This window comes from Acidovorax sp. 56, assembly GCF_002749705.1.
Classification (GTDB): Bacteria; Pseudomonadota; Gammaproteobacteria; order Burkholderiales; family Burkholderiaceae_C; genus Acidovorax.
In genome coordinates this window covers 3,913,638-3,939,160 of sequence record NZ_PEEV01000001.1, presented here as the reverse complement: position 1 = coordinate 3,939,160, position 25,523 = coordinate 3,913,638, and the positions used below count along the sequence as shown (strand labels likewise).

21 protein-coding genes are annotated in these 25,523 nt (G+C 67.1%); 8 read left to right on the top strand and 13 right to left on the bottom strand.

Going from position 1 to position 25,523, the window contains the following annotated elements; translation table 11 throughout:
- Genes CLU88_RS17460 through CLU88_RS17450 form a run of 3 tightly spaced genes read left to right on the top strand, consistent with a single transcriptional unit; the run spans position 1 to position 5,103 of the window.
- Positions 1 to 930, top strand: a complete 930-nt coding sequence (locus tag CLU88_RS17460) for a hydroxymethylglutaryl-CoA lyase (protein WP_099658970.1) — start codon at positions 1 to 3, stop codon at positions 928 to 930.
- A 31-nt stretch (positions 931 to 961) separates the two neighbouring features.
- Positions 962 to 2,698, top strand: a complete 1,737-nt coding sequence (locus tag CLU88_RS17455; protein ID WP_233205516.1) for a VRR-NUC domain-containing protein — start codon at positions 962 to 964, stop codon at positions 2,696 to 2,698.
- Complete coding sequence (locus tag CLU88_RS17450) at positions 2,695 to 5,103, top strand: ATP-dependent DNA helicase (RefSeq protein ID WP_099657677.1); 2,409 nt, start codon at positions 2,695 to 2,697, stop codon at positions 5,101 to 5,103. Before CLU88_RS17455 ends, CLU88_RS17450 begins: the two co-directional genes overlap by 4 nt.
- Before the next feature lie 142 nt (positions 5,104 to 5,245).
- On the opposite strand, the gene CLU88_RS17445 is transcribed toward CLU88_RS17450, so the two are convergent.
- The 3 genes from CLU88_RS17445 to CLU88_RS17435 all read right to left on the bottom strand — a co-directional run bounded on the left by CLU88_RS17445 (position 5,246) and on the right by CLU88_RS17435 (position 8,206).
- Entirely contained in the window at positions 5,246 to 5,500 is a 255-nt protein-coding gene (locus CLU88_RS17445) for an acyl-CoA-binding protein (protein WP_099657676.1), read from the bottom strand.
- Positions 5,501 to 5,764: 264 nt separating this feature from the next.
- Positions 5,765 to 6,865, bottom strand: a complete 1,101-nt coding sequence (locus tag CLU88_RS17440; protein ID WP_099657675.1) for a M14 family metallopeptidase — start codon at positions 6,863 to 6,865, stop codon at positions 5,765 to 5,767.
- Positions 6,866 to 6,997: 132 nt separating this feature from the next.
- Positions 6,998 to 8,206: a M20 aminoacylase family protein gene (locus tag CLU88_RS17435; protein WP_099657674.1), complete on the bottom strand. Its 1,209-nt coding sequence runs from the start codon at positions 8,204 to 8,206 to the stop codon at positions 6,998 to 7,000.
- 140 nt (positions 8,207 to 8,346) lie between these two features.
- On the opposite strand from CLU88_RS17435, the gene argE reads away from it, so the two are divergent.
- Positions 8,347 to 9,504 (top strand): acetylornithine deacetylase, encoded by a 1,158-nt coding sequence (argE, locus tag CLU88_RS17430; protein ID WP_099657673.1) that lies wholly within the window; start codon positions 8,347 to 8,349, stop codon positions 9,502 to 9,504.
- Positions 9,505 to 9,587: 83 nt separating this feature from the next.
- Here the strand turns inward: argE and CLU88_RS17425 are convergent, their stop codons facing one another.
- Positions 9,588 to 10,736, bottom strand: a complete 1,149-nt coding sequence (locus CLU88_RS17425; protein WP_099657672.1) for an ABC transporter substrate-binding protein — start codon at positions 10,734 to 10,736, stop codon at positions 9,588 to 9,590.
- A 134-nt stretch (positions 10,737 to 10,870) separates the two neighbouring features.
- Between CLU88_RS17425 and CLU88_RS17420 the strand changes: the two genes are divergently transcribed.
- The gene (locus CLU88_RS17420; RefSeq protein WP_099657671.1) at positions 10,871 to 12,952 is read left to right on the top strand and encodes a molybdopterin-dependent oxidoreductase; all 2,082 of its coding nucleotides are present in this window, start codon (positions 10,871 to 10,873) and stop codon (positions 12,950 to 12,952) included.
- A 130-nt stretch (positions 12,953 to 13,082) separates the two neighbouring features.
- Here the strand turns inward: CLU88_RS17420 and CLU88_RS17415 are convergent, their stop codons facing one another.
- From CLU88_RS17415 to CLU88_RS17395, 5 genes are all read right to left on the bottom strand, one after another.
- Positions 13,083 to 13,763 (bottom strand): type 1 glutamine amidotransferase domain-containing protein, encoded by a 681-nt coding sequence (locus CLU88_RS17415; RefSeq protein WP_099657670.1) that lies wholly within the window; start codon positions 13,761 to 13,763, stop codon positions 13,083 to 13,085.
- Positions 13,764 to 13,866: 103 nt separating this feature from the next.
- Entirely contained in the window at positions 13,867 to 15,030 is a 1,164-nt protein-coding gene (locus CLU88_RS17410; protein ID WP_099657669.1) for an iron-containing alcohol dehydrogenase, read from the bottom strand.
- A 232-nt stretch (positions 15,031 to 15,262) separates the two neighbouring features.
- Positions 15,263 to 17,428, bottom strand: a complete 2,166-nt coding sequence (locus tag CLU88_RS17405) for a M66 family metalloprotease (protein WP_143226042.1) — start codon at positions 17,426 to 17,428, stop codon at positions 15,263 to 15,265.
- A gap of 279 nt (positions 17,429 to 17,707) precedes the next feature.
- Entirely contained in the window at positions 17,708 to 18,703 is a 996-nt protein-coding gene (locus CLU88_RS17400) for a tripartite tricarboxylate transporter substrate binding protein (RefSeq protein ID WP_099657667.1), read from the bottom strand.
- Between the two features lie 112 nt (positions 18,704 to 18,815).
- Positions 18,816 to 19,829, bottom strand: a complete 1,014-nt coding sequence (locus CLU88_RS17395; RefSeq protein WP_099657666.1) for a fumarylacetoacetate hydrolase family protein — start codon at positions 19,827 to 19,829, stop codon at positions 18,816 to 18,818.
- 102 nt (positions 19,830 to 19,931) lie between these two features.
- Here CLU88_RS17395 and CLU88_RS17390 point away from each other — a divergent pair, with 102 nt between their 5' ends.
- The 3 genes from CLU88_RS17390 (at position 19,932) to CLU88_RS17380 (ending at position 22,428) form a co-directional block, all read left to right on the top strand.
- Positions 19,932 to 20,714, top strand: a complete 783-nt coding sequence (locus CLU88_RS17390; protein WP_099657665.1) for an IclR family transcriptional regulator — start codon at positions 19,932 to 19,934, stop codon at positions 20,712 to 20,714.
- A gap of 37 nt (positions 20,715 to 20,751) precedes the next feature.
- Positions 20,752 to 21,945, top strand: coding sequence for a DUF3108 domain-containing protein (locus CLU88_RS17385; RefSeq protein WP_099657664.1), 1,194 nt, complete (start codon positions 20,752 to 20,754; stop codon positions 21,943 to 21,945).
- Between the two features lie 186 nt (positions 21,946 to 22,131).
- Complete coding sequence (locus CLU88_RS17380) at positions 22,132 to 22,428, top strand: DUF3567 domain-containing protein (protein ID WP_099657663.1); 297 nt, start codon at positions 22,132 to 22,134, stop codon at positions 22,426 to 22,428.
- A 36-nt stretch (positions 22,429 to 22,464) separates the two neighbouring features.
- Here CLU88_RS17380 and CLU88_RS17375 read toward each other — a convergent pair whose 3' ends face one another.
- From CLU88_RS17375 to CLU88_RS17360, 4 genes are all read right to left on the bottom strand, one after another.
- Entirely contained in the window at positions 22,465 to 23,547 is a 1,083-nt protein-coding gene (locus CLU88_RS17375; RefSeq protein ID WP_099657662.1) for an AbrB family transcriptional regulator, read from the bottom strand.
- Between the two features lie 196 nt (positions 23,548 to 23,743).
- Positions 23,744 to 24,289 (bottom strand): hemerythrin domain-containing protein, encoded by a 546-nt coding sequence (locus tag CLU88_RS17370; protein ID WP_099657661.1) that lies wholly within the window; start codon positions 24,287 to 24,289, stop codon positions 23,744 to 23,746.
- 8 nt (positions 24,290 to 24,297) lie between these two features.
- Positions 24,298 to 24,711, bottom strand: a complete 414-nt coding sequence (locus tag CLU88_RS17365) for a ribonucleotide reductase subunit alpha (protein ID WP_099657660.1) — start codon at positions 24,709 to 24,711, stop codon at positions 24,298 to 24,300.
- 29 nt (positions 24,712 to 24,740) lie between these two features.
- A complete protein-coding gene (locus tag CLU88_RS17360) occupies positions 24,741 to 25,505 on the bottom strand; it encodes a nitroreductase family protein (protein WP_369827663.1) in 765 nt (254 codons plus the stop codon).
- Positions 25,506 to 25,523: the final 18 nt, after the last annotated feature.

Here is a 25,523-nt window from a genome sequence, read left to right as displayed (position 1 = left end):
ATGGCCACGCCCCCCAGTGTCCTCATCAGCGAAGTCGGCCCGCGCGACGGGCTGCAGTCCATCGCCACCACCATGCCCACCGCGCACAAGCTGCGCTGGGTGGATGCGCTGGTGGCCGCTGGCCTGCGGGAGATCGAGGTCGGCTCTTTCGTGCCCGCCAAGCTGCTGCCGCAAATGGCCGATGTGGCCGAGGTGGTGCGCCACGCCGTAGCCCGGCACCCGCACATCACCGTGATGGCGCTAGCCCCCAACCTGCGCGGGGCCGAGGCCGCGCTGCAGGCCGGGGCGCACAAGGTGACGCTGCCCGTGTCGGCCAGCGCGGCGCATTCGCTGGCCAATGTGCGCAAGACACCCGCCGCCATGGTGCAAGAGCTGCAGGCCGTGGTGCAGCTGCGCGCCGCCACCGCACCGCAGGCACTCATTGAAGTGGGCCTGTCGACCGCCTTTGGCTGCACGCTGCAGGGCGAGGTGCCCGAGGACGACGTGATCCGCCTGGCCGTGCAATGCGCCGAGGCGGGCGTGGACGAGGTGGGCCTGTCGGACACCACCGGCATGGCCAACCCGGCCCAGGTGCGCCGCCTGTTCACGCGCCTGCGTGCCGAGCTGGGCCCCAAGGCGGGCGCGGCCCACATGCACAACACGCGCGGCCTGGGTCTGGCCAACTGCCTGGCCGCCTACGACGTGGGCGTGCGCACGTTCGACGCCTCACAAGGCGGGCTGGGCGGCTGCCCTTACGCGCCCGGCGCCTCGGGCAACGTCGTCACCGAAGACCTGGTTTTCATGTTCGAGGCCATGGGCATTGCCACGGGGGTGGACTACGAGCGCCTGCTGGCCGCACGGCAAGCGCTGCAGGCCGGCCTGCCCAACGAGCCCCTGTACGGCATGACCCCGCTGGCTGGCCTGCCCAAGGGCTGGCAGCCAGCGGCCTGACACCGCCACCCACACCCCACGGAGACCGCCCTTGGGCCCCACCGCCCTGCCCCCACACCGCCTGTACTACCTGCACAACTTTGTGCAGGCGCTGGACTGGGTGCGCGCGCGATATGCCGACCTGCTGGCCCCGCCCGAGCAGGACTTCATCGCCCGCTTTGCACAACTGCCCGAGCCCACGCAAGCGCTGCTGGTGCGGCTGGTAATGCGGCGCGGGCCATGGTTTCGCGCGGGCAAGCTGGTGTACGAGGAAATTGGCGACATCGACGCCGCCGCCGCGCCCCTGCTGGCCCTGGGCTGGCTCGATGCCGCAGCCCCCATGGCGCTGGCCGAGCTGTTTGCCCTGCACACCCACCGCGAGGTGGCGGCGCTGTTTGCCGCCCCCGGCCCACACCCGGCGCAGCCCAAGTCGCTGACCAAGGCCGCGCTGCTGCAAGCCCTGCTGCCGCACCACACCGCCGCCCAGCCCTACCGCCAATGGCACCCCGCCAGCACCGAGGCGGTGTGGCGCTTGGCAGAGCACGTCATCGCGCTGTGCACGCGGCTGCGGCTCATGTTCTTTGGCAACCTGTTCCAGGACTGGTCGGAATTCGTGCTGGCCGACCTGGGCCTGCTCCAGTACGAAGTGGTGCCGTTTGATGCGCAGTCGCGGGCGTTTCAATGCCGCGCCGATGTGGACCACTATCTGGCCCTGCACGCCCTGCGCCAGGCGCTGGACGAGGGGGCCGAGCGCGCGCCCCTGCTGGCCGCCGCACTGCAAGCCACCAGCGCCAACCCCTGGTTGCAGCGCCGCCGCGCCAAGCTGCTGATGCGCATCGGCCAGGCCTGCGAGAAGGCCGCCGACTGGGCGCTGGCCGAGCAGGCCTACGCCCACTGCACGCACCCCGGCGCGCGACACCGGCGCATCCGCGTGCACGAACACCTGGGTCGCCACGCCGACGCGTTGGCCCTGGCCCTGCTGGCCCAGGCCGCACCGGAGAGCGACGAAGAAAGCCAGCGCCTGGCACGCATGCTGCCGCGCCTGCAACGCGCTGCCGGGCCATCCGCCTGCGCCGCGCAGCCACCGAACAAGCCCCAACGCGCAGCGGCGGCCCTGCCAGCACCGCTGGAGCTGGCACTGCCCCACCCCGGCCCAGCCACCTCGGTGGAGTGGGCACTGCGCCACCACTGGCACACCGACGAGGCCCCCGTGTTCTACACCGAGAACGCGCTCATCAACAGCCTGTTCGGGCTGCTGTGCTGGCCTGCTGTGTTCGCGCCGCTGCCGGGGGCGTTCTTCCACCCCTTCCAGGGCGCGCCCGCCGACCTGAATGCGCCCGACTTTGTGGAGCGCCGCGCCGCCCTCTTTGCCGAATGCCTGCAGGCGCTGGACGATGGCCGCTACCGCGCCCTCATCATCGAGCGCTTTGCCAGCAAGCAAGGGCGGCAGTCGCCCTATGTGTTTTGGGGAGCGCTGAGCGCGCCGCTGCTCGAACTGGCCCTGCACTGCATGCCCGCAGCGCACCTGCGCCTGTTTTTTGACCGCCTGCTGCAAGCCCCCGTGGCCCACCGCAGTGGCCTGCCGGACCTGGTGCGGTTTTGGCCTACACGCCCCGCCGAGCAGCGCTACGAACTGGTCGAAGTCAAAGGCCCGGGCGACAAGCTGCAAGACAACCAGATCCGCTGGCTGCAGTATTGCCACGCCCACGGCCTGCCCGCCAGCGTGTGCCATGTGCGCTGGCTGGATGCGCCGAGCATGGAGCACCCCAACGACGCGATGGCCGCATGAACGCCGCGAACACCACGCCCGCCCCGCTCGCGGTCTCGGTGCGCGCTCTGTGCGCCTTCACCGCCCGCACGGGCGACCTGGACCTGCGCTTTACGCCCGCGCCCAGCGCGCTGGAGGGCATGGAAAGCCACCGCCTGGTGCAGGGCCGCCGGGGCGATGGCTATGAGGCCGAGGTGGCGCTGAGTGGCCTGTTCCAGCAGCTCACGGTGCGCGGGCGGGCCGACGGGTTTGACGCCCCGCGCCAGCAGCTCGAAGAGATCAAGACCTACCGGGGCCAGCTGGATGGCGTGCGCCCCCACCAACGTGCACTGCACTGGGCCCAGGCCCGCGTGTACGGCCACCTCATGTGCCAGGCGCGGGGGATGGAGCGGCTGCATGTGGCACTGGTCTATGTGCAAACCGGCACGGGGCAAGAGACCGAGCTGGTCGAAACCCACACCGCCGCCGATCTGCAAGCGCACTTTGAAGCGCTGTGCACGCGCTACCTGGCCTGGGCGCACAGCGAGCAGCAGCACCGCCAGGCCCGCGATGCAGCCCTTGCCGCGCTGGCCTTTCCGCATGGCAGCTTTCGCGCCGGGCAGCGCGAGCTGGCCGTGGCCGTGTACCGCAACGTGGGGCCTGGCCAAGATGGCAACGAAGACGGCGGCCGTTGCCTGCTGGCCCAGGCCCCTACGGGCATTGGCAAAACGCTGGGCACGCTGTTCCCGCTGCTGCAGGCCAGCGCACGCAAGGGGCTGGACAAACTGTTTTTTCTGACCGCGAAGGGCACTGGCCACGCGCTGGCCCTCGATGCCTTGGCCCGTGTGCACGAGCAGTTGAGCCCCCCCGCACAGACCATCACCCCTATCCCACCCCTGCGCGTGCTGGACGTGCTGGCCCGCGACAAGGTCTGCGAGCACCCCGACAAGGCCTGCCACGGCGAATCCTGCCCGCTGGCCCAGGGCTTTTACGACCGGCTGCCCGCCGCACGCCAGGCCCTGGCGCAGCACACCCGCCTGTGGGACGGCCCCGCCGTGCGCACCACGGCGCTGGCACACGGCATCTGCCCCTACTACCTGGCGCAGGAGATGGCGCACTGGTGCGATGTGGCCGTGGCCGACTACCACTACTTCTACGACAGCGCCGCGATGCTGTATGCGCTGACGGTGGCGCATGGCTGGAAGGTGGGCGTGCTGGTGGACGAGGCCCACAACCTGCCCGACCGCGCCCGCCGCATGTACACCGCCGAGCTGCACCAGGGCACGCTGGCCGATGCCCGCGCGGCCGCCACGGGTGGCGTGCGCAAGGCGCTGGACGCACTGCAACGGCAGTGGAACGCCATCCACCGCGACCAAATGGACACGTACTGTGCACACACAGCGCTGCCCGAGGCCTTTGTGCAAGCACTGCAGCGCGCCATTGGCGCGGTGGCCGAGGCGCAGACCGATGCGCCCCTGCTGCCCGGCGACCCGGTGCTGGCGCTGTACCTGGACGCCCTGCACTTTGCCGCCATGGCCGAGCAGTTCGGCAGCCACGCGCTGCTGGACGTGACGCTGGACGCCCACCGCCATGGGCGGCGCGGCACATTCAGCACGCTGTGCATTCGCAACGTGGTGCCCGCCCCGCACCTGGCGGCGCGCCACGCGGCGGCGCACAGCAGCGTGCTGTTCTCCGGCACGCTCACGCCGCCTGCGTTTTATCGCGACCTGCTGGGCCTGCCGCCCGAGACGGGCTGGGTGGATGTGGAGTCGCCCTTTCACAGCGGGCAGCTGGCGGTGCACACGGTGGGGCACCTGTCGACCCGCTTTGCCGACCGCGCGCAGTCGCTGGCGCCCATGACAGCGCTGATGGCCGAGCAGTTTGCGCGCCTGCCGGGCAACTACCTGTGCTTTGCCAGCAGCTTTGACTACCTGCAGCGCATTGCGGCCCAGCTGCAGCAGGCCCACCCCGAGGTGCCCCAGTGGCAGCAAACCGCGGGCATGGACGACGCGGCCCGCCAGGGTTTTTTGGACCGCTTTCAGGAGGGCGGCCAGGGCATTGGCTTTGCCGTGCTGGGCGGTGCGTTTTCAGAAGGGGTGGACCTGCCCGGCCACCGGCTGATTGGCGCCTTCATCGCCACGCTGGGGCTGCCGCAGGTCAACCCGGTGAATGAAGAAATGCGCCGCGCGATGGACCGGCACTTTGGCGCGGGCAAGGGGTATGACTACACCTACCTCCTCCCTGGCCTGCGCAAGGTGGTGCAGGCGGCAGGAAGGGTGATTCGCACCGAGCAGGACGAGGGCGTGGTGTTTCTGATCGACGACCGCTACCGCCGCGCCCCGGTGCGGGCCCTGCTGCCCGCATGGTGGGCACTGGATGGGGCACCGCCAGCGCAAGCGGGGAGTGATGGGAACCCACCTCGACGCCACCCAAGCCGTTCGGGCTGAGCCTGTCGAAGCCTTGCGCGGCGCTTCGACAAGCTCAGCGTGAACGCGCTTGTTTTTGCATGCGTGCGAACAGGCACACAAGACCCGTCAAAACAAAGCGGCCCACAGGCCGCTCATCGCGAAGAAGAAGCTGAGGCAGTGCTCAGCTCAGCTCGGTGATCAGGTCGATGTACAGCTGCTTGGCCGCATCGGCTTCGGTGCCCTTGAGCTTTTCCCACGCTTCCCACTTGGCGCGGCCCACCACGTCGGAGAAGCTAGGCTTCTTGTCGGCGTTGTCACCGGCGGTAGCCTGCTTGTACAGGGCGTAAATTTTGAGCAGCGTAGGGTTGTCAGGGCGCTCGGCCAGGTTCTTGGAGTTGGCTACGGCAGCTTCAAAAGTGGCGTTCAGGTCAGACATGCGGGTGTCTCCGTATCGGTATGAAAAGGGGCGCGAAAAAGACGCAAAAAACAGGCCGCAACGATCTTACGGCCTGCCAGCAGCCAGCGCGTACACCCCCAGAGGGCGAGCGACGCCAAGACGACACTGCGCAGCCCGCATGCGGCCACCGCCCCGCGCTTTCATCGGGTTACCACAGCGATCAGCAGCCATCACCAGCCATCGAATGCTATTAATTTGATAGCTGCTAGCGCTTATATATCAAGCGCCAGCAGCCTATTTCTCTTAAACCCTTGCCAATCCATCCACCGCCTGGAACAGCGACTGCCGCGCCTGGCTGATGATCTGGCCCTTCCATGCATCGGTGTCGGTGTAGAAGGCCGCCAGCATCTGGGCCTTGATCTGTGTGGCCAGCTCGGCGGGGGCTTCGGGGTGGATGTTGAGCCAGTGCTCGGCCCGCAGGGCCTGGATGACTTCGGTGACCGGCACGGTGCCGTACTCCATGGCAATGCCGGTGTACTCGGCCTGCGGGCATTCGTCGTAGATGGCGGTCCACATCAGCCCCGTGAGGAAGGCCGAGGTGGACGAGCCGTCGTAGATGGAGGTGACGGGCGTGGCGCCACCGCCATCCCACCACTGGCGCGCGCGCTGCACTGCGGCGGCATCGTCTTTGCCTGCGTAGATGCGCTCGCCCAGGCCGCTGGGGCCCAGGCCTGTGTGCAGGTCGATCCAGGCCAGGCGCTGCGCACGGGTGCCGTGCTCGCGCAGCACTTGGCGCAGGGTCTGGTTGCTCCAGGTGGGCGCGGTGCCGCCATAGAACAAGCCCTGCGCAAACTCATGCTGCCCCCGGGTGATGGCGGCCTGCCAGGCGGCCTCGCCACGCTCTGCCAAAAAGGCCTGTACGGCCTGCACGTTGGCAGCATTGGGCGGCCACACATTGGGCAGCAGCAAAGGCGCGACTTCGCGGTAGGCGGTGTTCTCGGGCAGGCTCGCCTGGAAGGTGTGGAAGTTGCGGTTCAGGTCCACGTTCTCGTGCGTGGCACGGCGGATGTGCGAGAAGCCGTAGGGGTTGAGCGCGTGGATGTAGAGCACGGCCACACCCGCATCACGAGCCTTGGCGCGCCACTCGGCATCGTGCAGGGCAAACACCTGCACACCGCTGCCGCAGTAGCCCTCCACGCCGTGGCAGGCGCTGCTCACGATGAGCAGTTGCTTGGCATCTGCGGGGCCGTCCAGCGCTACGTCCATGGCCAGCACCTCGCCCTCGCGCCCCGCCAGGGGGTGGGTGTGCGACTCCACAGTCAGTCCGGCCGCTGCGGCGGCTTCCAGAAACTGCTTGCGGGCCACCGCGTAGGTAGGCGAGAACGCTTGGGAGATACCGATCATGGAGGGGTTTCTTTCCGGAGTGAAAAACGAAGGCTACGCGCCCTGTGGGCCAAGACGATGACAGAGGCGAAAAGGGAAGTGGGGGCGTGGCGCAGACGATCGGCCACCGGGCGCCGCGCCACCCCCCGCAGATCAGCCCGCCTTGGCTGCGGCCAGCCACTCCTGCGCCAGGCGCACCCAGAAGGTGGCCCCCAGGGGGATCAGGTCGTCATTGAAGTCGTAGCTGGGGTTGTGCAGCGTGCAGGGGCCACCGCCGTGGCCCATCTCGCGGTGGCTGCCATCGCCGTTGGCAATGAAGAGGTAGGCCCCGGGCTTGGCCTGCAGCATGTAGGCAAAGTCTTCCGCGCCCATGCTGGGCTCCTGGTCCAGCGCGTTGGCTTCGCCCACGATGCTGGCCATGACCTGGCGGGCAAACTGCGCCTCGGCCGGGGTGTTGATGGTGGGCGGGTAGTTGCGCACAAACTCAAAGTCGCACACCGCGTCGTGTGCAGCGCAGGTGTGTTCGGCCACCTGGCGCATGCGCTTTTCAATGAGGTCGAGCACCTCGAACGAGAAGGTGCGCACCGTGCCTTGCAGCTCGCAGCTGTCGGGCACCACGTTGGTGGCCTCGCCCGTGTGGATCATGGTGACCGAGATCACCCCCGCATCCACCGGCTTCTTGTTGCGGCTGATGATGGTCTGGAAGGCCTGCACCATCTGGCAGGCAATCGGCACCGGGTCCACCCCCATGTGGGGCATAGCGGCGTGGCCGCCCTTGCCGCGCACGGTGATCTTGAACTCGCTGGTGGACGCCATCACCGGCCCGGCGCTGGCGGCCATGGTGCCTGCAGGCATGCCGGGCCAGTTGTGCATGCCGTACACGGCCTGCATGGGAAACTTCTCGAACAGGCCGTCTTCAATCATCACGCGGGCACCGCCACCGCCCTCTTCTGCGGGCTGGAAGATGAGGTACACGGTGCCGTCAAAATCGCGGTGCTGGGCCAGGTGCTGGGCGGCGGCCAGCAGCATGGCGGTGTGGCCGTCATGGCCGCAGGCGTGCATCTTGCCCGCGTGCCGGCTGGCATGGGCGAAGGTGTTGAACTCCTGCATGGGCAGCGCGTCCATGTCGGCCCGCAGGCCAATGGCATGGCCGCAGGCCCCGCCATCACGGCCTTGCACGATACCCACCACCCCCGTCTTGCCCAAACCCCGGTGCACCGGAATGCCCCACTCGGTGAGCTTGCCCGCCACCACATCGGCGGTGCGCACTTCTTCAAAGCACAGCTCAGGGTGGGCGTGAATGTCCCGGCGCACCGCTGCAATACCAGCAGCCTGGGTCACGATGGAGTCGATAACGGTCATGATGGTATGTATCCTTACGATGGCACAGTCTAGCCCGCCAGCAACACCCATGCCATCACCCCTGTGGCAGACCACCTGTTGCGAGACGGGTATTTCGGTCATCCCCGCCCGCCGTCACAACCTGCTCAAAGCGAGAACCCATGCTCTCCCCCCAAGCCCTTGAACTTGCGCAAACCCTGGTGCGCATGAACACCGTCAGCCAGAACTCCAACCTGGAGCTGATCCACTTTGTGCGCGACACCCTCGCCAAGCTGGGCGTGGCCAGCCGCCTCACGTACAACGCCGACAAGACCAAGGCCAACCTGTTTGCCACACTGGGCGAGGGCAAGCCCAGCGGCATCATCCTGTCAGGCCACACCGACACCGTGCCCTGGACGGGCCAGAACTGGAGCATGGACCCCTTGAGTGCGCTGGTACAGGACGGCAAGCTCTACGGCCGCGGCAGCGCCGACATGAAAGCCTTCATTGCCCTGGCGCTGGCGCATGCAGAAGCCTTCTTGAACAGCCAGGCCCCGTTCGCGGTGCACTTTGCGTTCAGCTACGACGAGGAGGTGGGTTGCTTTGGCGTGAAGGAGCTGATTGCCGACTTGCGCGACGCAGACATCAAGCCCCTGGCCTGCATTGTGGGTGAGCCCACGCTCATGGTGCCCGCCATTGCCCACAAGGGGGTGTACCGCTACAAGTGCTGCGTGCGCGGCAAGGAAGCGCACTCGTCGCTGACCCCAAGCTCCGTCAACGCCATTGAAATGGCCGCCCGCGTGGTGGGCCGCGTGCGCGACATGGCCGAGGGTTTTGAGCAGCACGAGCCCCGCTTCGAGGGCTTTGACGTGCCCTTTTCCACCGCCAGCGTGGGCCAGTTCCACGGCGGCATTGCCGACAACGTGGTGCCGCGCGACGCCGAGTTCCGCTACGAATTTCGCGACCTGCCCACCGCCAACGCGGCGCAGATGCAGGCCGAGGTGCTGGCCTACGCCAAGTCGCTGGAGCCCGCGATGAAGAAGGTGGCCCCAGATGCGGGCTTTGGCTTTGAGACGATCTGCGAAATCCCCAGCTTTCTGGGCAGCAAGGACGACCCCGTCACCCGCTTGGCCCAGCAGCTCAGTGGTGAGCGCAGCACCACGCTGGTGGCGTTTGGCACCGAAGCCGGGCTGTTCAAAAACGCGGGCATCCCCACCGTGGTGTGCGGGCCCGGCAGCATCCAGCAGGCCCACCAGCCCGACGAATTTGTGAGCCTGGAGCAGTTGGCACGCTGCGAGGCGTTTTTGCAGGGGCTGGCCCAGACCACGTCTTTGGACTGAATCGACCACACCCGCCGAACGCCCACAAAAAAGCCCGGAGCTTGCGCGCCGGGCTGTGTTCTTCGCGGGCTGCGTCCGCAGGTTCAGGTTCGCACCCGACCATCCCCGGTAAGCATGGACATCTCCACAAAATGCGACGCAGAGTGATCGTTGGGGCCAAACGACACCGGGTAGCCCGAGATGACCTGGGTGCCGATGCCCTCCAGGCCGGAAATCAGGCTGTCGCGGGTGATCTTGCCGCTGCCCTGGGCCTGGCGCAGTCCCTCGGTGAAGATGCGCGCCGCCACAAAGCCCTCCATGCTGGAATAGTTGGCCTGCACCTTGTCGCCGCCTTTTTTGATGGCCTCCAGAAACTCGCGCGTGATCTGGCGCGAGGGCTGGTATGGCGAGGGCACGACCTGCGACACCACGACCCCGGCACCGTCTTTGCCCAGCTCGTCGGCCAGAGCCTGTGTGCCCACAAACGACACGTTGTAGAACGTGCCGCCAAAACCGGCCTTGCGCGCTGCACGCACAAAGGCAGCGCTGGCACCGTAGGCTGCGATCTGAACCACGGCGTCGGGCTTGGCAGCCACCAGTTTCTCCACGGCAGCGGCGACATCGACCGAATTGCGCTCCACCGTGGCAGCGGCCACCAGGGCCAGCTTTTGCTCGCCCAGTGCCTTGTTCACGCCGTCCAGCCCAGCTTTGCCATAGGCATCGTTTTGGTGGAAGACGGCAATCTTCTTGAGCCCCAGGTTAACCAGCTGGCGCACGATGAGCGCGGTTTCGTCGTAGTACGAGGCGCGCACATGGAACACGAGGCGGTTGAACGGCTGGCGCAGCGATTCGGCCCCCGTGAATGGCGCAAAAAACGGCACCTTGGCCTGGGTGAACAGGGGCAGCGCCGCCATGCTGGTTGGCGTGCCCACATAGCCAAACAGCGCAAACACCTCGTCGGCGATCAGCTTGCGGGTGTTTTCGGCGCAGCGGTCGGGCTCATACCCATCGTCCAGGGTGCGGATTTCCACCGTGCGCTTGCCGATGCCACCAGCGGCGTTAAGCTGGTCAAAAAACAGCTTGGCGCCCTGGTTGAACTGGATGCCCAATTGGGCCACGGGGCCGGAGAATGCGGCAGATTGCCCCAACACGATGCGCCCCTCGCTCTGCGCACGGGCCAGCCCAAAACCGCCCAGGGCAGCAGCGCCGACACCCACGGAAAATTGTCTGCGACTTAAAACGGATGGATTCATAGCAGGCTCATTGTTGGTTTTAGAGGGAGGGGAACGTATAACCGTTGCCCTGGAGATGGTGCCCTAAGCTGCCACGCAGCCGTAGCGAGTGCACACAATTCATTACATTCGAATTCTCAGATGACCACGAAAAAATGTCTGTATCTATTAGCGTAAACCCCACACCATCGCCGGTATTGAACATTCGTGGCGCCTGCCCGCACGACTGCCCCGACACCTGTGGCCTGATCACCACGGTGGACAACGGCGTTGCCACCCGCGTGCAAGGCAACCCCGACCACCCGCACACCGATGGCGTGCTGTGCGCCAAGGTGAGCAAGTACACCGAGCGCACTTATCACACCGAGCGCATCCTCACGCCGCTCAAGCGCAGCGGCCCCAAGGGGAGCGGCCAATTCACCCCCGTGACCTGGGATGAGGCGCTGGCTGACATTGCGCAGCGCCTGTCCACCATTGCCGCGCGCGCGCCCGAGGCCATCCTGCCCTACAGCTACGCAGGCACCATGGGCCTGGTACAGGGCGAGAGCATGGACCGCCGCTTCTTTCACCACCTGGGCGCCTCGCTGCTGGACCGCACCATCTGCGCGTCCGCCGGGGGCGAGGGGCTGGTGCAGACCTTGGGCGGCAAGGTGGGCATGAAGGTGGAGTTCTTTACCGAATCCAAGCTCATCCTTATCTGGGGCAGCAATTCGATTGGCAGCAACCTGCACTTCTGGCGCTACGCCCAGCAGGCCAAGCGCAACGGCGCCAAGCTGGTGTGCATCGACCCCCGCAAGAGCGAAACCGCCGACAAGTGCCACGAGCACATCGCCCTGCTGCCCGGCACCGACGCCGCCCTGGCGCTGGCGCTGATGCACGAGCTGATTGCCAATGACTGGCTGGACCACGACTACATCGCCCAGCACACGCTGGGCTGGGACCAGCTGCGTGAGCGCGCCCTGCAATGGTCGCCCGAGCGTGCGGCCGAAGTCTGCGGTATCCCGGTCGAGCAAATCCGCCAGCTCGCAAAGGACTACGGCACCACAACGCCTGCCGCCATCCGCCTGAACTACGGCATGCAGCGCGTACGCGGCGGCGGCAACGCAGTGCGCGCCGTGGCCTGCCTGCCCGCGCTCACCGGCGCGTGGCGGCACCGCGCGGGGGGGCTGCTGCTGTCCAGCTCCGGGCAGTTTCCAGTGCAGCGCGCTGCACTGCACCGCCCCGACCTGCTGGCCGGGCGCACGCCGCGCACCATCAACATGTCCACGATTGGCGACGACCTGCTGCGCGAGGCCTCGCCCGCCTTCGGCCCCCAGGTCGAAGCGGTGGTGGTCTACAACAGCAACCCCGTGGCCGTGGCGCCTGATTCAGGCAAGGTGGTGCAAGGCTTTGCCCGCGAAGACCTGTTCACCGTGGTGCTGGAGCACTTTCACACCGACACGGCCGACTACGCCGACTACATCCTGCCCGCCACCACGCAGCTCGAGCACTGGGATGTGCACCTGGCCTATGGGCACACCGATGTGATGCTCAACCGCCCCGCCATCGCCCCCGTGGGCGAGGCACGCAGCAATGCCCAGATCTTCCGCGACCTGGCCGCCCGCATGGGCCTGACCGACCCCTGCTTTGCCGACAGCGACGAGGCCCTGTGCCGCCAAGCCTTTGGCAAGGCGGTGGACTACGCGCTGCTGGAATCGCAGGGCTTTGCCACGCTGAGCATGCCCGATGCGCCATTTGCCGAAGGGCACTTCCCCACACCCTCGGGCCGGTGCGAATTCTTCAGCGCCCGGCTGGCTGCGCAGGGGCTGGACGGCCTGCCCGACCACCTGCCCAACCACGAGCTGCAGGGCACCAGCGCCCGCTACCCGCTGGCGATGATCTCGCCGCCCGCACGTAACTTCCTCAACTCCACCTTCGTCAACGTCAAGAGCCTGCGCACCATCGAAGGCCGCCCGCTGCTGGAGATGCACCCCAACGACGCCGCCGCACGCGGCATTGCCGACGGCAGCACCGTGCGCGTGTTCAACGACCGGGGCAGCTACCAATGCCACGCCGAGGTGTCAGCTCGTGCCCGCCCAGGTGTGGTGAACGGCCTGGGCATCTGGTGGCGCAAGCTGGGGCTGAACGGCACCAACGTGAACGAGCTGACCAGCCAGGCCCTGACCGACCTGGGCCGCGCGCCCACGTTTTATGACTGCCTGGTGGAGGTGGAGGCCAGCGCAAGCGCCGCAGCTTAAAGAGGCCGCCGGCCTTCAGGATGCTATTGATTGAATAGCTGCCAGCGCTTGATGGACGGGCGCTGGTGCCCATTTTTCATCAAAGTCTAGCGCCCATCCCGCTGGCGGGCGGAGGGCCTGCGCGGCGGAGTTACCTCAGCAACTGGAGCACCGCATGGGCGCCCGGCTCGGACGAGGCGGGGTTCTGCCCCGTGATCAGCGTGCCATCGGTCAGCACATAGGGCGCCCAGTCAGCGCCTTTGGAATACACGCCACCGTTGGCCTTGAGCATCTCTTCCACCAGGAAGGGCACGACGTCGGTCAACTGCACCGCGTCTTCTTCGGTGTTGGTAAAGCCGGTCACCTTTTTGCCCCTCACCAGCGGAGTCCCATCGGGTGCCTTGGTGTGTCGCAGCACGCCCGGGGCATGGCACACCAGCGCCAGCGGCTTACCCGCAGCAAAGGTCTTTTCAATGAGGGCGATGGACTGAGCGTCTTCGGCCAGGTCCCACAGCGGACCATGGCCGCCGGGGTAAAACACAGCGTCAAATTCTTCGGCCTTCACGCTGGAAAGAGGCACCGTGCTGGCCAGCTGCTTTTGCGCGTCGGCATCGGCCTTGAAGCGGCGCGTCGCATCGGTCTGGGCGCTTTCGTCATCGCTTTTGGGATCCAGCGGTGGCTGACCGCCGTGGGGCGATGCGAGCGTGATCTGCACGCCTGCATCTTGGAACACGTAGTACGGAGCGGCAAACTCTTCCAGCCAGAAGCCGGTCTTTTTGCCGGTGTTGCCCAGTTGGTCGTGGGACGTCAGAACCATGAGGATATGTGCCATGGGTACCGCTTTCTTTGTTCAGGGGGAGTCTAAAAACCAAAACGCCACAGTACCCGCAACCAAGGCTGCTGGGTACTGCGGCGTGTCAAATCGCGGCGTTGGCTTACAGCGCTGCTTCGAGGATGCGGCGGCTCACCGCAGGCGTGATCTCGCGCTGCTCGCCCAGCTTGACCATGCCGTGGGCTTCCAGCTGGGTGATGACGGTGTCGATCACTTCCGCACCGAGGCCGTAGCCGGACAGGCGGGTGCGGATGCCCATGCTTTCGAAGAAATCACGGGTGCGCTCGATGGCGGCAGTGATGCGTTCGTCTTCGCTGCCGGTGGTGAGGCCCCACACGCGTTCGGCGTACTGCAGCAGCTTGGCGCGCTTGGGGCCCCGGCGTTCGTTAAGCAGCGCGGGCAGCACGATGGCCAACGTGCGGGCGTGGTCGATGCCGTGCAGGGCTGTCAGCTCATGGCCAATCATGTGCGTGGCCCAGTCTTGCGGCACGCCCGCGCCAATCAGGCCGTTGAGCGCCATGGTGGCGGCCCACATCAGGTTGGCACGGTCGTCGTACACGGGTTCGGGGGCCGTGAGCAAGCGCGGGCCCACCTCGATCAGCGTGTGCAGGATGCCTTCGGCAAAGCGGTCTTGCACGGGGGCGTTCACGGGGTAGGTCAGGTACTGCTCTACCGTGTGCACAAAGGCGTCGACCACGCCGTTGGCCAGTTGCTGGGGCGGCAGGGTGTAGGTCTTGGTGGGGTCCAGCACCGAGAAGACGGGGTAAGTGTGCTCGCTGTTGAAGGGCAGCTTGGCGCCCTTGGCGCGGTGGGTGATGACGCTGCCGTTGTTCATCTCCGAGCCCGTGGCGGGCAAGGTGAGCACAGCGCCAAACGGCAGCGCGCGCCGCACGTTGCGGCCAAATTTTTCCAGAATCGCCCAAGGGTCGCCGCCCTCGAACAGCACCGCCGCTGCAATGAACTTGGTGGCGTCAATGACCGAGCCCCCGCCCACGGCCAGCAAGAAATCAAAGCCGCCCTCGCGGATCTGCGCCACGGCGTTCATCGAGGTTTCGTAGCTAGGGTTGGGCTCAATGCCCGTGAAGGTGGCGTGCTGGCGGCTGCCCAGCGCTGTGCGCACCTCGGCCAGGGTGCCGGTCTTCTCAGCACTGGCGCCACCCACCAGGATCAGCACTTTGGCAGCAGCGGGCACCAGTTTGTCCAAGTCGGCAATGCGGCCCTGGCCAAAGGCGATGCGGGTGGGGTTGTGGAAGTCGAAGTTCAGCATGCGTGGGTTCCTTGGTGTGGAGAGGCGGGCCTGCAGAGACAAACCTGCGGCGCCTGCTTGTTTGCAGCCACGAAGGTTAACGCTGCGGCGCAGCGGCGGCACGCCACCTTGGCGACAACCCTGCCCGGCGTGCTGCCTATGCGCTGGGCGTCCGCCGAGGCGGGCAATTTCGGCCACAAAAAAGGGGGCGTACAAGCCCCCTTCGGTGGAATGCCGCTGCAGCCTAGCGGCGTCAGCGCTTTTGCTCGATGCGCACGGCGTTCAGGCCGTCCGAGAAGCTCAACTCATAACGGCCACCCGCTGGCACGCCCTGAATGGGCAGCTGCAACTTGCCGCCCTTGGCGTCCACGATGAGGGTGGAGCGCTTGTCACCCACATGGGTGACCATGAGGTACGGGTAGGTCTGCGCATCCCACTGCACCGTCAACACCCCGCCCTGCTCCACGGCAGACATCTGCGGCGCACTGGCTTTGGTGTAGATGCCGTTCTTGGCCACGGCCTGGCTGCTGTACAGCACCTGGTCGCCGCGCAGGATGGCCACCGACAACACCTGCCCCGGATTAGGCACCGAGAAGCTGAACAAGGCTAGGTCTGAGCGGTGGTCCAGCGTATCGGTGGCAAATGGGTATTGCACCGTGCCCGTAGTGGTGGTGATGCGCAGGGTGTAAGGGCCGGGCGCAGGCGCCTGCAGCAGGCCCTGGAAGGCCTTGAGCGGGTTGACCTTGACGCCAGAGGCATCGAGCTGGCCGCTGATGAGCAGCAGCTCCTGCGGCAACTCGGCCGCCTTGGTCTCGGTAACGTACAGGGCGTCCGCAGGGGTCAGGTGCTTTTGCATCTTGCGGTAGCTGTAGTCCGAGAAGCTGCTGCCGCCGCAGTAGCTCATGGCGTCGTGCTTGCTGGTGTCGGTGGCGTCAATGAAGGTGGCCGTGCTGAGGTTGTAGCCCCAGATGTAACGACCGCTGCCGCCCAGAGTGCCACCCGCGTAGGGGTACTGCGGGTCGCCGTTGGTCACGCCGCAGGGGGCGTGGCTCAGGCTCAGGTTGTGGCCCAGTTCATGGACCATGGTGTCCAGCGCCACGCCCATGTTGTTGTTGGCAAACTTGCCCACACCCACCGCCGCGTTGCCGGGCACATAGCCCAGCCCCACTTGGCCGTAGGTGATTTTGGGCAGAAAGCCGTAGTAGTACGTGCGGCTGCTGCCGCTTTCGCTGGTGCGCAGGGCCGCCATCTCACCCAGGACCTTGCCCATGGCGGTGGACCACTCGGACTCGTTGGCCGGGAAGGTGGGCACCGCGGTGGAGGTGAACGTGGCGTGGATTTGCTCCGTCACCTTGCCCACCGGTACCTTGGGCTGGAAGTAGGCGGCCATGCCCGTGGGCATGTCCACGGTGGTGGACTCGATCTTGACCGGCACCGCCATGAGCGTGATGGCGTTTTCTGCCCCCACGCGCGGCGTGACGGTGGTGGGTGTCTGGCCATTGGCCAGGCTGACCTTCAGCACGATGCCACTGTTGATCAGCGCGGCCGGAATGGTGGCGGAGTACGCCGTGGCCAAGCTGGGCGAGGCGGGCGACGTGGTGGGGATGGCGCCTGTGGGTGCCGTCATTGCAATGGTCTGCAGCAACTGGCCGCTGCTGTTTTCCACACGCAGACTGCCCGTGGGCTTGGCCTCTGCGGCGTTGGTGGTAGTGACCTTGGCCAGCAGCAGAACGTTTTTGTTCTTGACCAGCACCAGCTCGGCATCCGTGACCGGGTAGACCATGGTCTGCGCCAACTCGACGCTGGCAATGCGGGCGGAGGACGTAGGTGCAGGCGCGGGAGCCGGTGCGGGCGTTGGCGAAGGTGCGGGGGCCGGAGTGGGCGCAGGCGCTGGGGCTGGTGCGGGGGCCGGAGTAGGTGCAGGCGCTGGCGTGGGAGCCGGTGCAGGTGCAGGTGCAGGTGCAGGCACCGGGGCCGGAGCAGGCGTGGGAGTTGGGGCTGGAGTGGGCGCTGGGGCCGGAACTGGAGTCGGACTGGGCGTTGGCGCCGGAGCCGGTGCAGGGGCCGGAGTAGGCGTTGGCGCGGGTGCCGGAGTCGGTGTGGGAGCCGGGACCGGTGTTGGCACCGGCACAGGTGCCGGGGTCGGCACAGGATTCGGCTCGGCCACAGGGGTCGGCGCCGGGGTGGTGGGGACGGCCGTTGGGGGCTCGGGCGTCGAGACCGTGCTGCCATCGTCGTTGCCGCCCCCGCAGGCGGTCAGCGCCACCAGGGTGGTGAAGGCGGCGATGGCCCGCAGGCTGGCACGGCTCGCCGTGGTGGCCCGGGGTGCCCACACCAGCCCCTCAGATACCTGGGCGCCTTGGGCTGCGGCGGCGGGCGCAACAACACCTTCCCGAATGGCAACGGGCTTTGAAACCATGGCTTTCCCTCTCTCGTCGTGAATTGGGGCCTGTTGCGCTCAAACACCGGTCAAACACCCTGCAACGGCCCGCTTTATGCGGTGAAAAATGCAAAGAGCCTGTTCAACCCTTTTTTAGGGGCTGAACAGGCTCCTCGCCGAGAACAAAATTTTAGCTAACAGTATGCAAATGCCGGTAAGCATCTGTTACATGCTGCCATTTGCGAATGTTTGCGAATGGTTTGCTGCGCAGCAGTGCCCGCAGTGCAGGGGAGCAGGCAGCCCAGGCTGCGCAAGAGGTCAGTCCAGGCGCACGCCTGCAGCCTTGATGATTTCGCCCCACCGCTTGGACTCGGCCCGCGCCATGGCGCGGAACTGCTCGGGCGTGCCGGGCAGGGCTTCCATGCCAAAGTCCTGCATGCGTTTGACCACGGCGGGGTTGGACAAGGCTTTGTTCAGGTCGGCATTGAGGCGGGCGGTGATGGCGGCAGGCAGGCCCGCAGGGCCCAACAGGCCCTGGAAGGCAAACACTTCTGTATTGGGGACACCGGCTTCGGCCAGCGTGGGCACATCCGGCAAAGCCGCCACCCGTTGGGCCGAGCCGATGGCCAGCGCCCGCACCTTGCCCGAGGTGATGACGGGCAGGCCCGCCGCCAGATCCAGGAACATGCAGGGCACCTGCCCGCCCATCACATCCTGCAGCGCAGGCGCGGCGCCGCGGTAGGGGATGTGCGTGAGGAAGGTCTTGGTGCGGTGCTTGAACATCTCCATCGCCAGGTGGTGTGGCGAGCCGTTGCCGGGCGATGCGTAGTTGAGCTTGCCGGGGTTGGCGCGCGCGTAGGCCAGGAATTCCTTCACCGTCTTGGCTTCAAACGCCGGATTCACCACCAGCGCCAGCGGAAAGCGGCTGATACCGCCCACGTAGGTGAAGTCCTTTTCGGGGTTGAAGGGCAGCTTGGTGAAGAGATGCTCGTTGTAGGCCAGCACGGCGTTGTCGGCCGACATGAAGGTGTTGCCGTCGGGCTTGGCCGTGGCCACAATCTGCGCGCCGATGTTGGTGGAGGCGCCGGGGCGGTTGTCCACGACGATCTGCTGGCCCAGCGTCTGGCGCATGGCCTCGGCCACGGTGCGGGCCAGCACGTCGGTGCCGCCACCTGCGGGGTACGGCACCACCCAGCGCAAGGGCTGGTCAGGCCAGGCGGCTTGGGCGCGCGCCGAGGGAGTAGAAAGGGCCGACAGAGCCGCGCCTGTGGCGGCCAGGGCAGGAAAGGCTGAAAGAAGGGTTCTGCGTTGCATGGTTTGTCTCCGTTTGCTTTATTTTTGATAGCTGCCAGCACTTATCCAGTAAGCGCTAGCGCCATTTTTTGTCTATATCCAGGCCGATATGCGGCTCATCCCCGGGGTGGGGTCAAACCGCTTCGGGCGACGCAATCTCTTGGTCGATGGCGCCAAAAATGCTGGAGCCGTCCTTGCCCTTGACTTCGATGCGGATGGTGTCGCCAAACTTCATGAAATCGGTGCTGGGCTTGCCGTCCTGGATGGTCTCGATGCAGCGCTTTTCGGCAATGCAGCTGTAGCCCTTGGGCCATTCCATGCGGCCTTTTTGCTCCACGCCCTTGTTGCTCACGGTGCCGCTGCCCACGATGGAGCCCGCGCGCACGTTGCGCGTCTTGGCAATGTGGGCAATCAGCTGGCCAAAGTGGAAGGTCATCTCGGGGCCTGCATCGCACATGCCGACCTTGCGGCCGTTCCAGGTGGACTGCACGGTGAGGTTCAAGCGGCCCTTGTCCCAGGCGTCGCCCAGTTCGTCCAGCGTCACGGCCACGGGGCCAAACGCGGTGGCGGGCTTGCTTTGGAAGAAGCCAAAGCCCTTGGCCAGCTCGGCCGGGATCAGATTGCGCAGGCTCACATCGTTGGCAATCATCACCAGGCGGATGCCGTCCAGCGCCTGTTCGGGCGTGGCGCCCATCTTCACATCACCGGTGACGACGGCGATTTCCGCCTCAAAGTCGATGCCCATGGCCTCGCTGGGCACCACCACCGGGTCGCAAGGGCCGATGAAGTCGTCGCTGCCGCCCTGGTACATGAGCGGGTCGGTGTAGAAACTCTCGGGCACCTCGGAGTTGCGCGCTTTTCGCACCAGTTCAACGTGGTTGATGTAGGCGGAGCCATCAGCCCACTGGTAGGCGCGGGGCAGCGGGGCCATGCACTGGGCCGGGTCAAACGGGAAGGCGTGGCGCGCGCGGCCACTGCTCAGCTGGTCGTACAGGTCTTGCAGCTGGGGCGAGAGGAAGCCCCAGTCGTCCAGCACCTGCTGCAGCTTGCTGGCAATGCCGGTCGCATAATGGGCCGTGCCCAGATCACGGGAGACCACAACCAGTTGGCCGTCGCGCGAGCCGTCTTTGTACGTAGCGAGTTTCATGGTGGCAGGACCTTTGTCTCAAGGGGTTGAAGGCTTCACCCAGCACGAATTACGCTTGGGTAAATTGATTTAACTAAATAAAACTCGCAAATTTTAGTGCACATGGACAAAGAACGTGCAGGAATTCAATCGGTCGAGGTCGGGTTTGCCCTGCTCGAGGGGCTGACCCGCGCGCGCGGTCCTTTGATGCTCAAGGACGTGGCCGCCGCTGCAGGCATGAGCGCGGCCAAGGCGCACCGCTATCTGGTGAGCTTTCAGCGCCTGGGGCTGGTCACCCAGGACAGCCGCACCGCCCGCTACGACCTGGGCCCGGCCGCGCTCAAGCTGGGCCTGGCGTCGCTCGCCCGGCTCGATGCCATGCGGCTGGCGCGCGAGCGCGTGCCCGCCTGGATGGAAGCGATAGAGCACACCCTGGCTCTGGCGGTGTGGGGCAACCACGGCCCCACCATCGTGCACTGGGAGGAATCGCCCCAGGCCGTCACCGCCAACCTGCGCCTGGGCGACGTGATGCCGCTGCTGTCGTCCGCCACTGGGCGCTGCTTTGCGGCCTACATGCCGCCTGATGCCGTGGCCCCGCTGCTGCAGCACGAGCTGGCCCAGGCCGCCAAGCTGCGCCGCACCGATCTGCCCGCCACCCTGCCCGAGGCCCAGGCCATGCTGGCCGAGGTGCGCGAACGCGGCATGGCCCGGGTGGTGGACACGCTGCTGCCCGGCATCGTCGCCTTTTGCGCCCCGGTGTTCGATGCCGACGGCCACCTGGCGCTGGGCATCACCACGCTAGGCTCCCTTGCCACGTTCGACCCCGAATGGGGCGGCGCGGTGGAGGCACCGCTGCGCACCGCAGCGGCCCAGTTGTCGGCCGACCTGGGCGCGGGCTGCGCGTGAAGCCCGTGGCGCCACAGCCCCGCCCCCTGAGGCGCTGATGCCACGGCGCACGCTGCTGGCCCTGACGGCGCTGGTACTGGCCCTGCACTGGCTGGTGCTGCACGGCATTCCCCTCGCGTGGGAAGGCCCCACCACCCCTGCGGGCAAGGTGTTCAGCACCCGCAGCGTGGCCGCGCCCCCGCCAGCAGCGGCCCTGCCCCCACCCAGCCAAGCCAGCCCGGCCGCAACCCCTGCGGCGGCGCCCCAGGCGGCCAAGCCGCGCCCTGCGCCTCCCAAACGGCCTCCAGCCCACAAGGCTCCAACGCCCTCGGGGCAGCCCCCCGAGCCGGCGGACACCACGCTGGCCACAGACACCGCTGGCGACGGGCCTGCGGCGGCCGACCCCGCAGCCAACGCAGAGCTATGGGCTGGTGGCGCAAACACCCCAGGCACGCCAGCCTCCGCAGCCGCCCCGGACATGGCCCCTGCGGCCTCAGCCCCCCAGCCCGCCGCCAGCGCGCCACCGGCCCAGGCCAGTACGGAAGGCTCCGGCGTAGACATCACCCCGCCAGGCGGCCAGCCGGGAGAAGGCGCCAGCACCGCCGCGCCCCCCGTGCGCTTGCCTGCGCCCGTCAAACTGGCCTTTGATGTGGCCGGGCAAGCCAAGAAGTTTGACTACCAGGCCCGCGCCGAGCTGGTGTGGCAGCACGACGGCGCCCGCTACGAGGCCCGCCAGGAGATCAGCGCCTTCTTGGTGGGCTCGCGCACCCAGCGCAGCACCGGCATGGTCACGCCCCAGGGCCTGCAACCCGAGCGCTTTGGCGACCGCAACCGAAGCGAACGCGCCGCCCACTTCGACTACGCCCGGGGCCGTGTCACCTTCAGCGCCAACACCCCCGAAGCCGCCGTGGGCCCTGGCGCCCAGGACCGCCTGAGCGTTTTCATCCAGCTCGCGGGCCTGCTGGCCGCAACCCCTGAGCGCTTTGTGCCCGGCACCCAGCTGACGCTGACCACCGTGAGCGCCACCAGCGCCGACCGCTGGACCTTCACCGTGGAAGCCCCGGAAACCCTGACCCTGCCCGCAGGCACCCTGCCCACCCTCAAGCTGCAGCGCCTGCCCCGGCGCGACTACGACCAAAAGGCCGAGCTGTGGCTGGCCCCCAGCATGGGTTACCTGCCCGTGCGCATCAAGATCACCCAGGCCAACGGCGACTTTGCCGACCTGCGCCTGCGCGCCAGCGGCCCGCCCTGAACCGCTGTGCGCCCACCACCTGTTGTGCAAAAGCGCAGCGGAACAGCAAAAAAGCACCGCCAACCTGAATGCGTTGCGGATTCATGGAATACTGGTTGCGAGCCTGCGAATGCGGTTTCAGGGGCCCGCCCCTTGAACTCTGCCCACCCGCTGTCATCTGACTTTTGTATCGACTGGGGGAACACCATGCAAATGCTCTACGACTCTGAATCCTTTGTGGTGGTCCACATGCTGCCTGACGCCGTGGAGAAATCGACCCAGGCACTGAACGACACCGCGCCCCCCAAACCCCAACTGGCCCGCCACGGCTTTGAAATCGTGGACAAGCGCTCGGGCAAAGAGGTGTACCTGGATGGCTCCTGGGCCGAAATGTTCCAGGAGCAAATCCTGGCCTGGCAGCGCGACACCCCTACGCAGGAAGAAGTGGAAGACGCGCTGGACCGCTACGCCGGGCTGGCGCAGAACCCGGTGATCGTGCACTGAGCCGCGCAGCGCCCGGCCTGGGCGGCTCGCCTGCCTTCAGTCCGCTGCGCCTGCTGACGCCTCTGGCGGGTAAATCCGCCGGTACAGCGGCGCCACCAGCATCAACACCGCCATCAACCGGCACACCTGAAAAGCCGTGACCACTGGCACGCCGAGTTGCAGCACCTTGGCGGTGATCGACATTTCGGCAATGCCGCCGGGCGAAGTGCCCAGCACCAGCGTGGCCCAGGGCAGGCCCGTGCCCCAGGCCAGCAGTGCGGCAAAAGCGGCGCACACGGCCATCAACCCCAGCGTACCGACCGCCACCGTGGCCAGCCAGCGCGGGGCGGCGCGCAAGAAATCGACCCGAAACCGCACGCCCAGGCTCACCCCAATCACCAGTTGCGCCGCATTGACCAGGCCTTGCGGCACAGCTGACAAGGTGATGCTGGCCATGGTGAGCCCCATGGAGACCAGCATGGCGCCCATGAACCAGGGGTTGGCGCGGCCCAGCCGGTCCATCAGCAGCGCGCCAGCGCCGGTGAGGGCGCCCAGCAGCACCAGCCCCTGCCAGTCCACCACGCGCACCGGGGGCGCCAGCACGTCCAGGCCATGCAACCCACTCCACTGCAGGGCAAACGGAATGGTGAGGGTGACGATGAGCAGCCGCAGGCTGTGGCTGGCCGCCACCAGGTCGGTGCGGGCGTTTTCGCGCTCGGCCAGCAGCGTCATCTCTGATGCAGCGCCGATGGCCCCGGCAAAGTAGCTGGTGGCCCGCAGCATGGGCGCGGGCACACCGTGCATGCGTGGTGCGTGCAGCCGGTACAGCCAGGCACCAAAGCCCCAGCCCAGCAGCAGCGCCCACCCAATGCCCAGGGCAATGGCCCACCACAGGCTGCCCACCAGAGCGGTGACTTCGGGCGTGAAATACAGGCCCAGCGTGGCGCCGATGGTCCACTGCCCGGCGTTGCGCAGCGGGCCCCAGCTTTCGGTGGGTGCGCCGCCAATGGACAGCAACGAGGTGGCCACCAGCGGCCCCAGCATCCACGGCAGCGGGGTGTGCAGGGCCACGCAGGTGGCGGCTGCGGCCCAGGCCAGCAGCAGGGTCAACAGGGTATGGAGAAAAAATCGAACAGACATGGAACGCGACGGGGGCCAAAGAGCCCGTCGAGTATCGCGCCCACCCAGTCCGCCATGGGCCTGGAGGGAATGCCCACCCGCCAGGGCTGCCATCGCCATGCGGTACGGCCTGCGCTGCAATGCGCACACCCATTCACAAACAAATCCACCCCTAGCGCTTATCCAATAAGCGCTAGCAGCTATACATTCAATAGCATCAACCCACGCGGCGGCGGGCGGCCATCTCCAAGCCCATGGCATGCAGGTCGCCCTGGGCCAGCAGGGCCTGGGCACAGGGGTAGGCGGTGCCCTCTTCGGCCTGGATGTGCTGCTGGTAGCGCTGGGCGAACTGGTCGAGCCGGGCCTCGTCCTCGGGCCCAAAGCCTGCGGCCGCGCCCTCGGCCAGGGCCTGCAGCGCGCCCCGGGCAGCAGCCCAATCGGCGGCCATGCAGACGTGGTCGTGCTGCAGCTGCTGCACCACCGCCACCACCGACGGCGCGCCCTGCGCCAGCAGCAACGGGAACACATGCAGCTCCTCGTCCTGGTGGTGCAGGGGCGCAGCGATGTCAAAGTAACGCAGCACATCGCGCGCGGCCTGGCGGGCGGCCTCGTCAGCGGCTTGCTCGCGCACATACGCGCGCAGCCGCTGCAACAGGGTCAGCGTGCGCTCCACGCGCTCGTGGCAAGCCTCCAGCATGGCAAAGGGTTGTTCAAACCCCACGGCGGGGGTGTTGAAACCGGGCAGGCCTGCAGACGTTGCCATGCCAGCCCCTAGCCTAAGCGCACAGGCTGGCCCTGGCGGTCGAAGGGGATGAACCCCTCCATGGCGCCGCGCTTGATGGCATCGACCATGCGCTGCAGGGGGGCCTCGGCATCGGCACTGGTGGGCGCCTGGTTCAGCGTGCCGGACATGGCGGCCGCAAACACCATGACCCAATCGTGCCCGGGGGCCGTGAACTGCTGGGCCTCGGCGACCAAGGCGGCGAACGAGGGCAGCTCCTGCGGGGTCTTGTCCACGCACATCCGCGGCACCAGGGCCCCGCCCTGCCCTTGTTCAAAGCGGGCGCGCTGGGCTTCGGTGGCGTCGTCTGGCAGCTCCACACCGGCAAACACAAACAGCAGGCGCTGGGGCTCGGGCTGCTGGCGCGCAGCCACCAGCAAGTCGTCAAAGGAGGCAATATTCATGGGGGTCTCTTCAAAATCCGTCGGTCACATCAAAACCCGGGCAGGATACCTCGGTGCTCATCGAGCGTGCTCACATAGCTGCTGGCTGCGGGCCGCACGCGGGCGGCCTTGCGCGAGACCACGGTGCCGATGCTCACAAAGCACAGGGCCTGCTCATCGCACCCCAAGCGGAACAGCGCGCGCAGGCTGGCCGCCTTGAGCGCCTTGCCGCTGGTGAGCGCCGAGCCAAAGCCCTGCGCCGTGGCCATGAGCAGCATGTTCTGGATGGCGCAGCCTGCCGACACCAGGCGCTCGGCCAGGTCGATGTCGGCGTCGCCACGCGCAGCGTCCACCACCGCCAGCAGCAGCACGGGCGAGCGGTAGGCCTTTTCGCGGGCCTGTTCGATTTGTTCGGGCGTGGCCTCTGCGTCGCGCTCCTGCAATGCCAAAGCAAACACGTCGGCCAGCAGGGTTCGGGCCGTGTCGGGCACCAGCACAAAGCGCCAGGGCTGCAGTTGCCCATGGTCAGGCGCGTGGGCTGCGGCCTCCAGGATGGCGGCCAGCTCGGCCACGTTGGGGCCAGGCGCGCCCAGGCGCTTGGGCAAGATGGTTTGCCGCGACTGGATCAGCGCAGCCGCCATCGCAGCCGTGTCGTCCGGGCCGGCAGCGGCCGCTGGCGCGGCGCAGCCTCGCCCACTGCGGTCTGCAGGGGCGGCAGATGCGGATGCAACGGCACCGCCGCGTGCACTACCGTGTGCGCGCCCAGACGGCGTGTGGGGCGGCATCGGCTTCAGGGGCCAAGGGATGACAGACATGCAAGATCCTCCGCTACA

Bases quoted from the DNA above. Each gene is read 5' to 3' on its own strand.
- CLU88_RS17415 (WP_099657670.1), bottom strand. From the start codon at position 13,763: ATGGCACATATCCTCATGGTTCTGACGTCCCACGACCAACTGGGCAAC.
- CLU88_RS17360 (WP_369827663.1), bottom strand. From the start codon at position 25,505: ATGTCTGTCATCCCTTGGCCCCTGAAGCCGATGCCGCCCCACACGCCG.
- CLU88_RS17390 (WP_099657665.1), top strand. From the start codon at position 19,932: ATGGACAAAGAACGTGCAGGAATTCAATCGGTCGAGGTCGGGTTTGCC.
- CLU88_RS17410 (WP_099657669.1), bottom strand. From the start codon at position 15,030: ATGCTGAACTTCGACTTCCACAACCCCACCCGCATCGCCTTTGGCCAG.
- CLU88_RS17435 (WP_099657674.1), bottom strand. From the start codon at position 8,206: ATGACCGTTATCGACTCCATCGTGACCCAGGCTGCTGGTATTGCAGCG.
- CLU88_RS17395 (WP_099657666.1), bottom strand. From the start codon at position 19,829: ATGAAACTCGCTACGTACAAAGACGGCTCGCGCGACGGCCAACTGGTT.
- CLU88_RS17425 (WP_099657672.1), bottom strand. From the start codon at position 10,736: ATGAATCCATCCGTTTTAAGTCGCAGACAATTTTCCGTGGGTGTCGGC.
- CLU88_RS17400 (WP_099657667.1), bottom strand. From the start codon at position 18,703: ATGCAACGCAGAACCCTTCTTTCAGCCTTTCCTGCCCTGGCCGCCACA.
- CLU88_RS17450 (WP_099657677.1), top strand. From the start codon at position 2,695: ATGAACGCCGCGAACACCACGCCCGCCCCGCTCGCGGTCTCGGTGCGC.
- CLU88_RS17365 (WP_099657660.1), bottom strand. From the start codon at position 24,711: ATGAATATTGCCTCCTTTGACGACTTGCTGGTGGCTGCGCGCCAGCAG.
- CLU88_RS17380 (WP_099657663.1), top strand. From the start codon at position 22,132: ATGCAAATGCTCTACGACTCTGAATCCTTTGTGGTGGTCCACATGCTG.
- CLU88_RS17385 (WP_099657664.1), top strand. From the start codon at position 20,752: ATGCCACGGCGCACGCTGCTGGCCCTGACGGCGCTGGTACTGGCCCTG.
- CLU88_RS17370 (WP_099657661.1), bottom strand. From the start codon at position 24,289: ATGGCAACGTCTGCAGGCCTGCCCGGTTTCAACACCCCCGCCGTGGGG.
- CLU88_RS17405 (WP_143226042.1), bottom strand. From the start codon at position 17,428: ATGGTTTCAAAGCCCGTTGCCATTCGGGAAGGTGTTGTTGCGCCCGCC.
- CLU88_RS17440 (WP_099657675.1), bottom strand. From the start codon at position 6,865: ATGATCGGTATCTCCCAAGCGTTCTCGCCTACCTACGCGGTGGCCCGC.
- CLU88_RS17460 (WP_099658970.1), top strand. From the start codon at position 1: ATGGCCACGCCCCCCAGTGTCCTCATCAGCGAAGTCGGCCCGCGCGAC.
- CLU88_RS17445 (WP_099657676.1), bottom strand. From the start codon at position 5,500: ATGTCTGACCTGAACGCCACTTTTGAAGCTGCCGTAGCCAACTCCAAG.
- argE (WP_099657673.1), top strand. From the start codon at position 8,347: ATGCTCTCCCCCCAAGCCCTTGAACTTGCGCAAACCCTGGTGCGCATG.
- CLU88_RS17420 (WP_099657671.1), top strand. From the start codon at position 10,871: ATGTCTGTATCTATTAGCGTAAACCCCACACCATCGCCGGTATTGAAC.
- CLU88_RS17375 (WP_099657662.1), bottom strand. From the start codon at position 23,547: ATGTCTGTTCGATTTTTTCTCCATACCCTGTTGACCCTGCTGCTGGCC.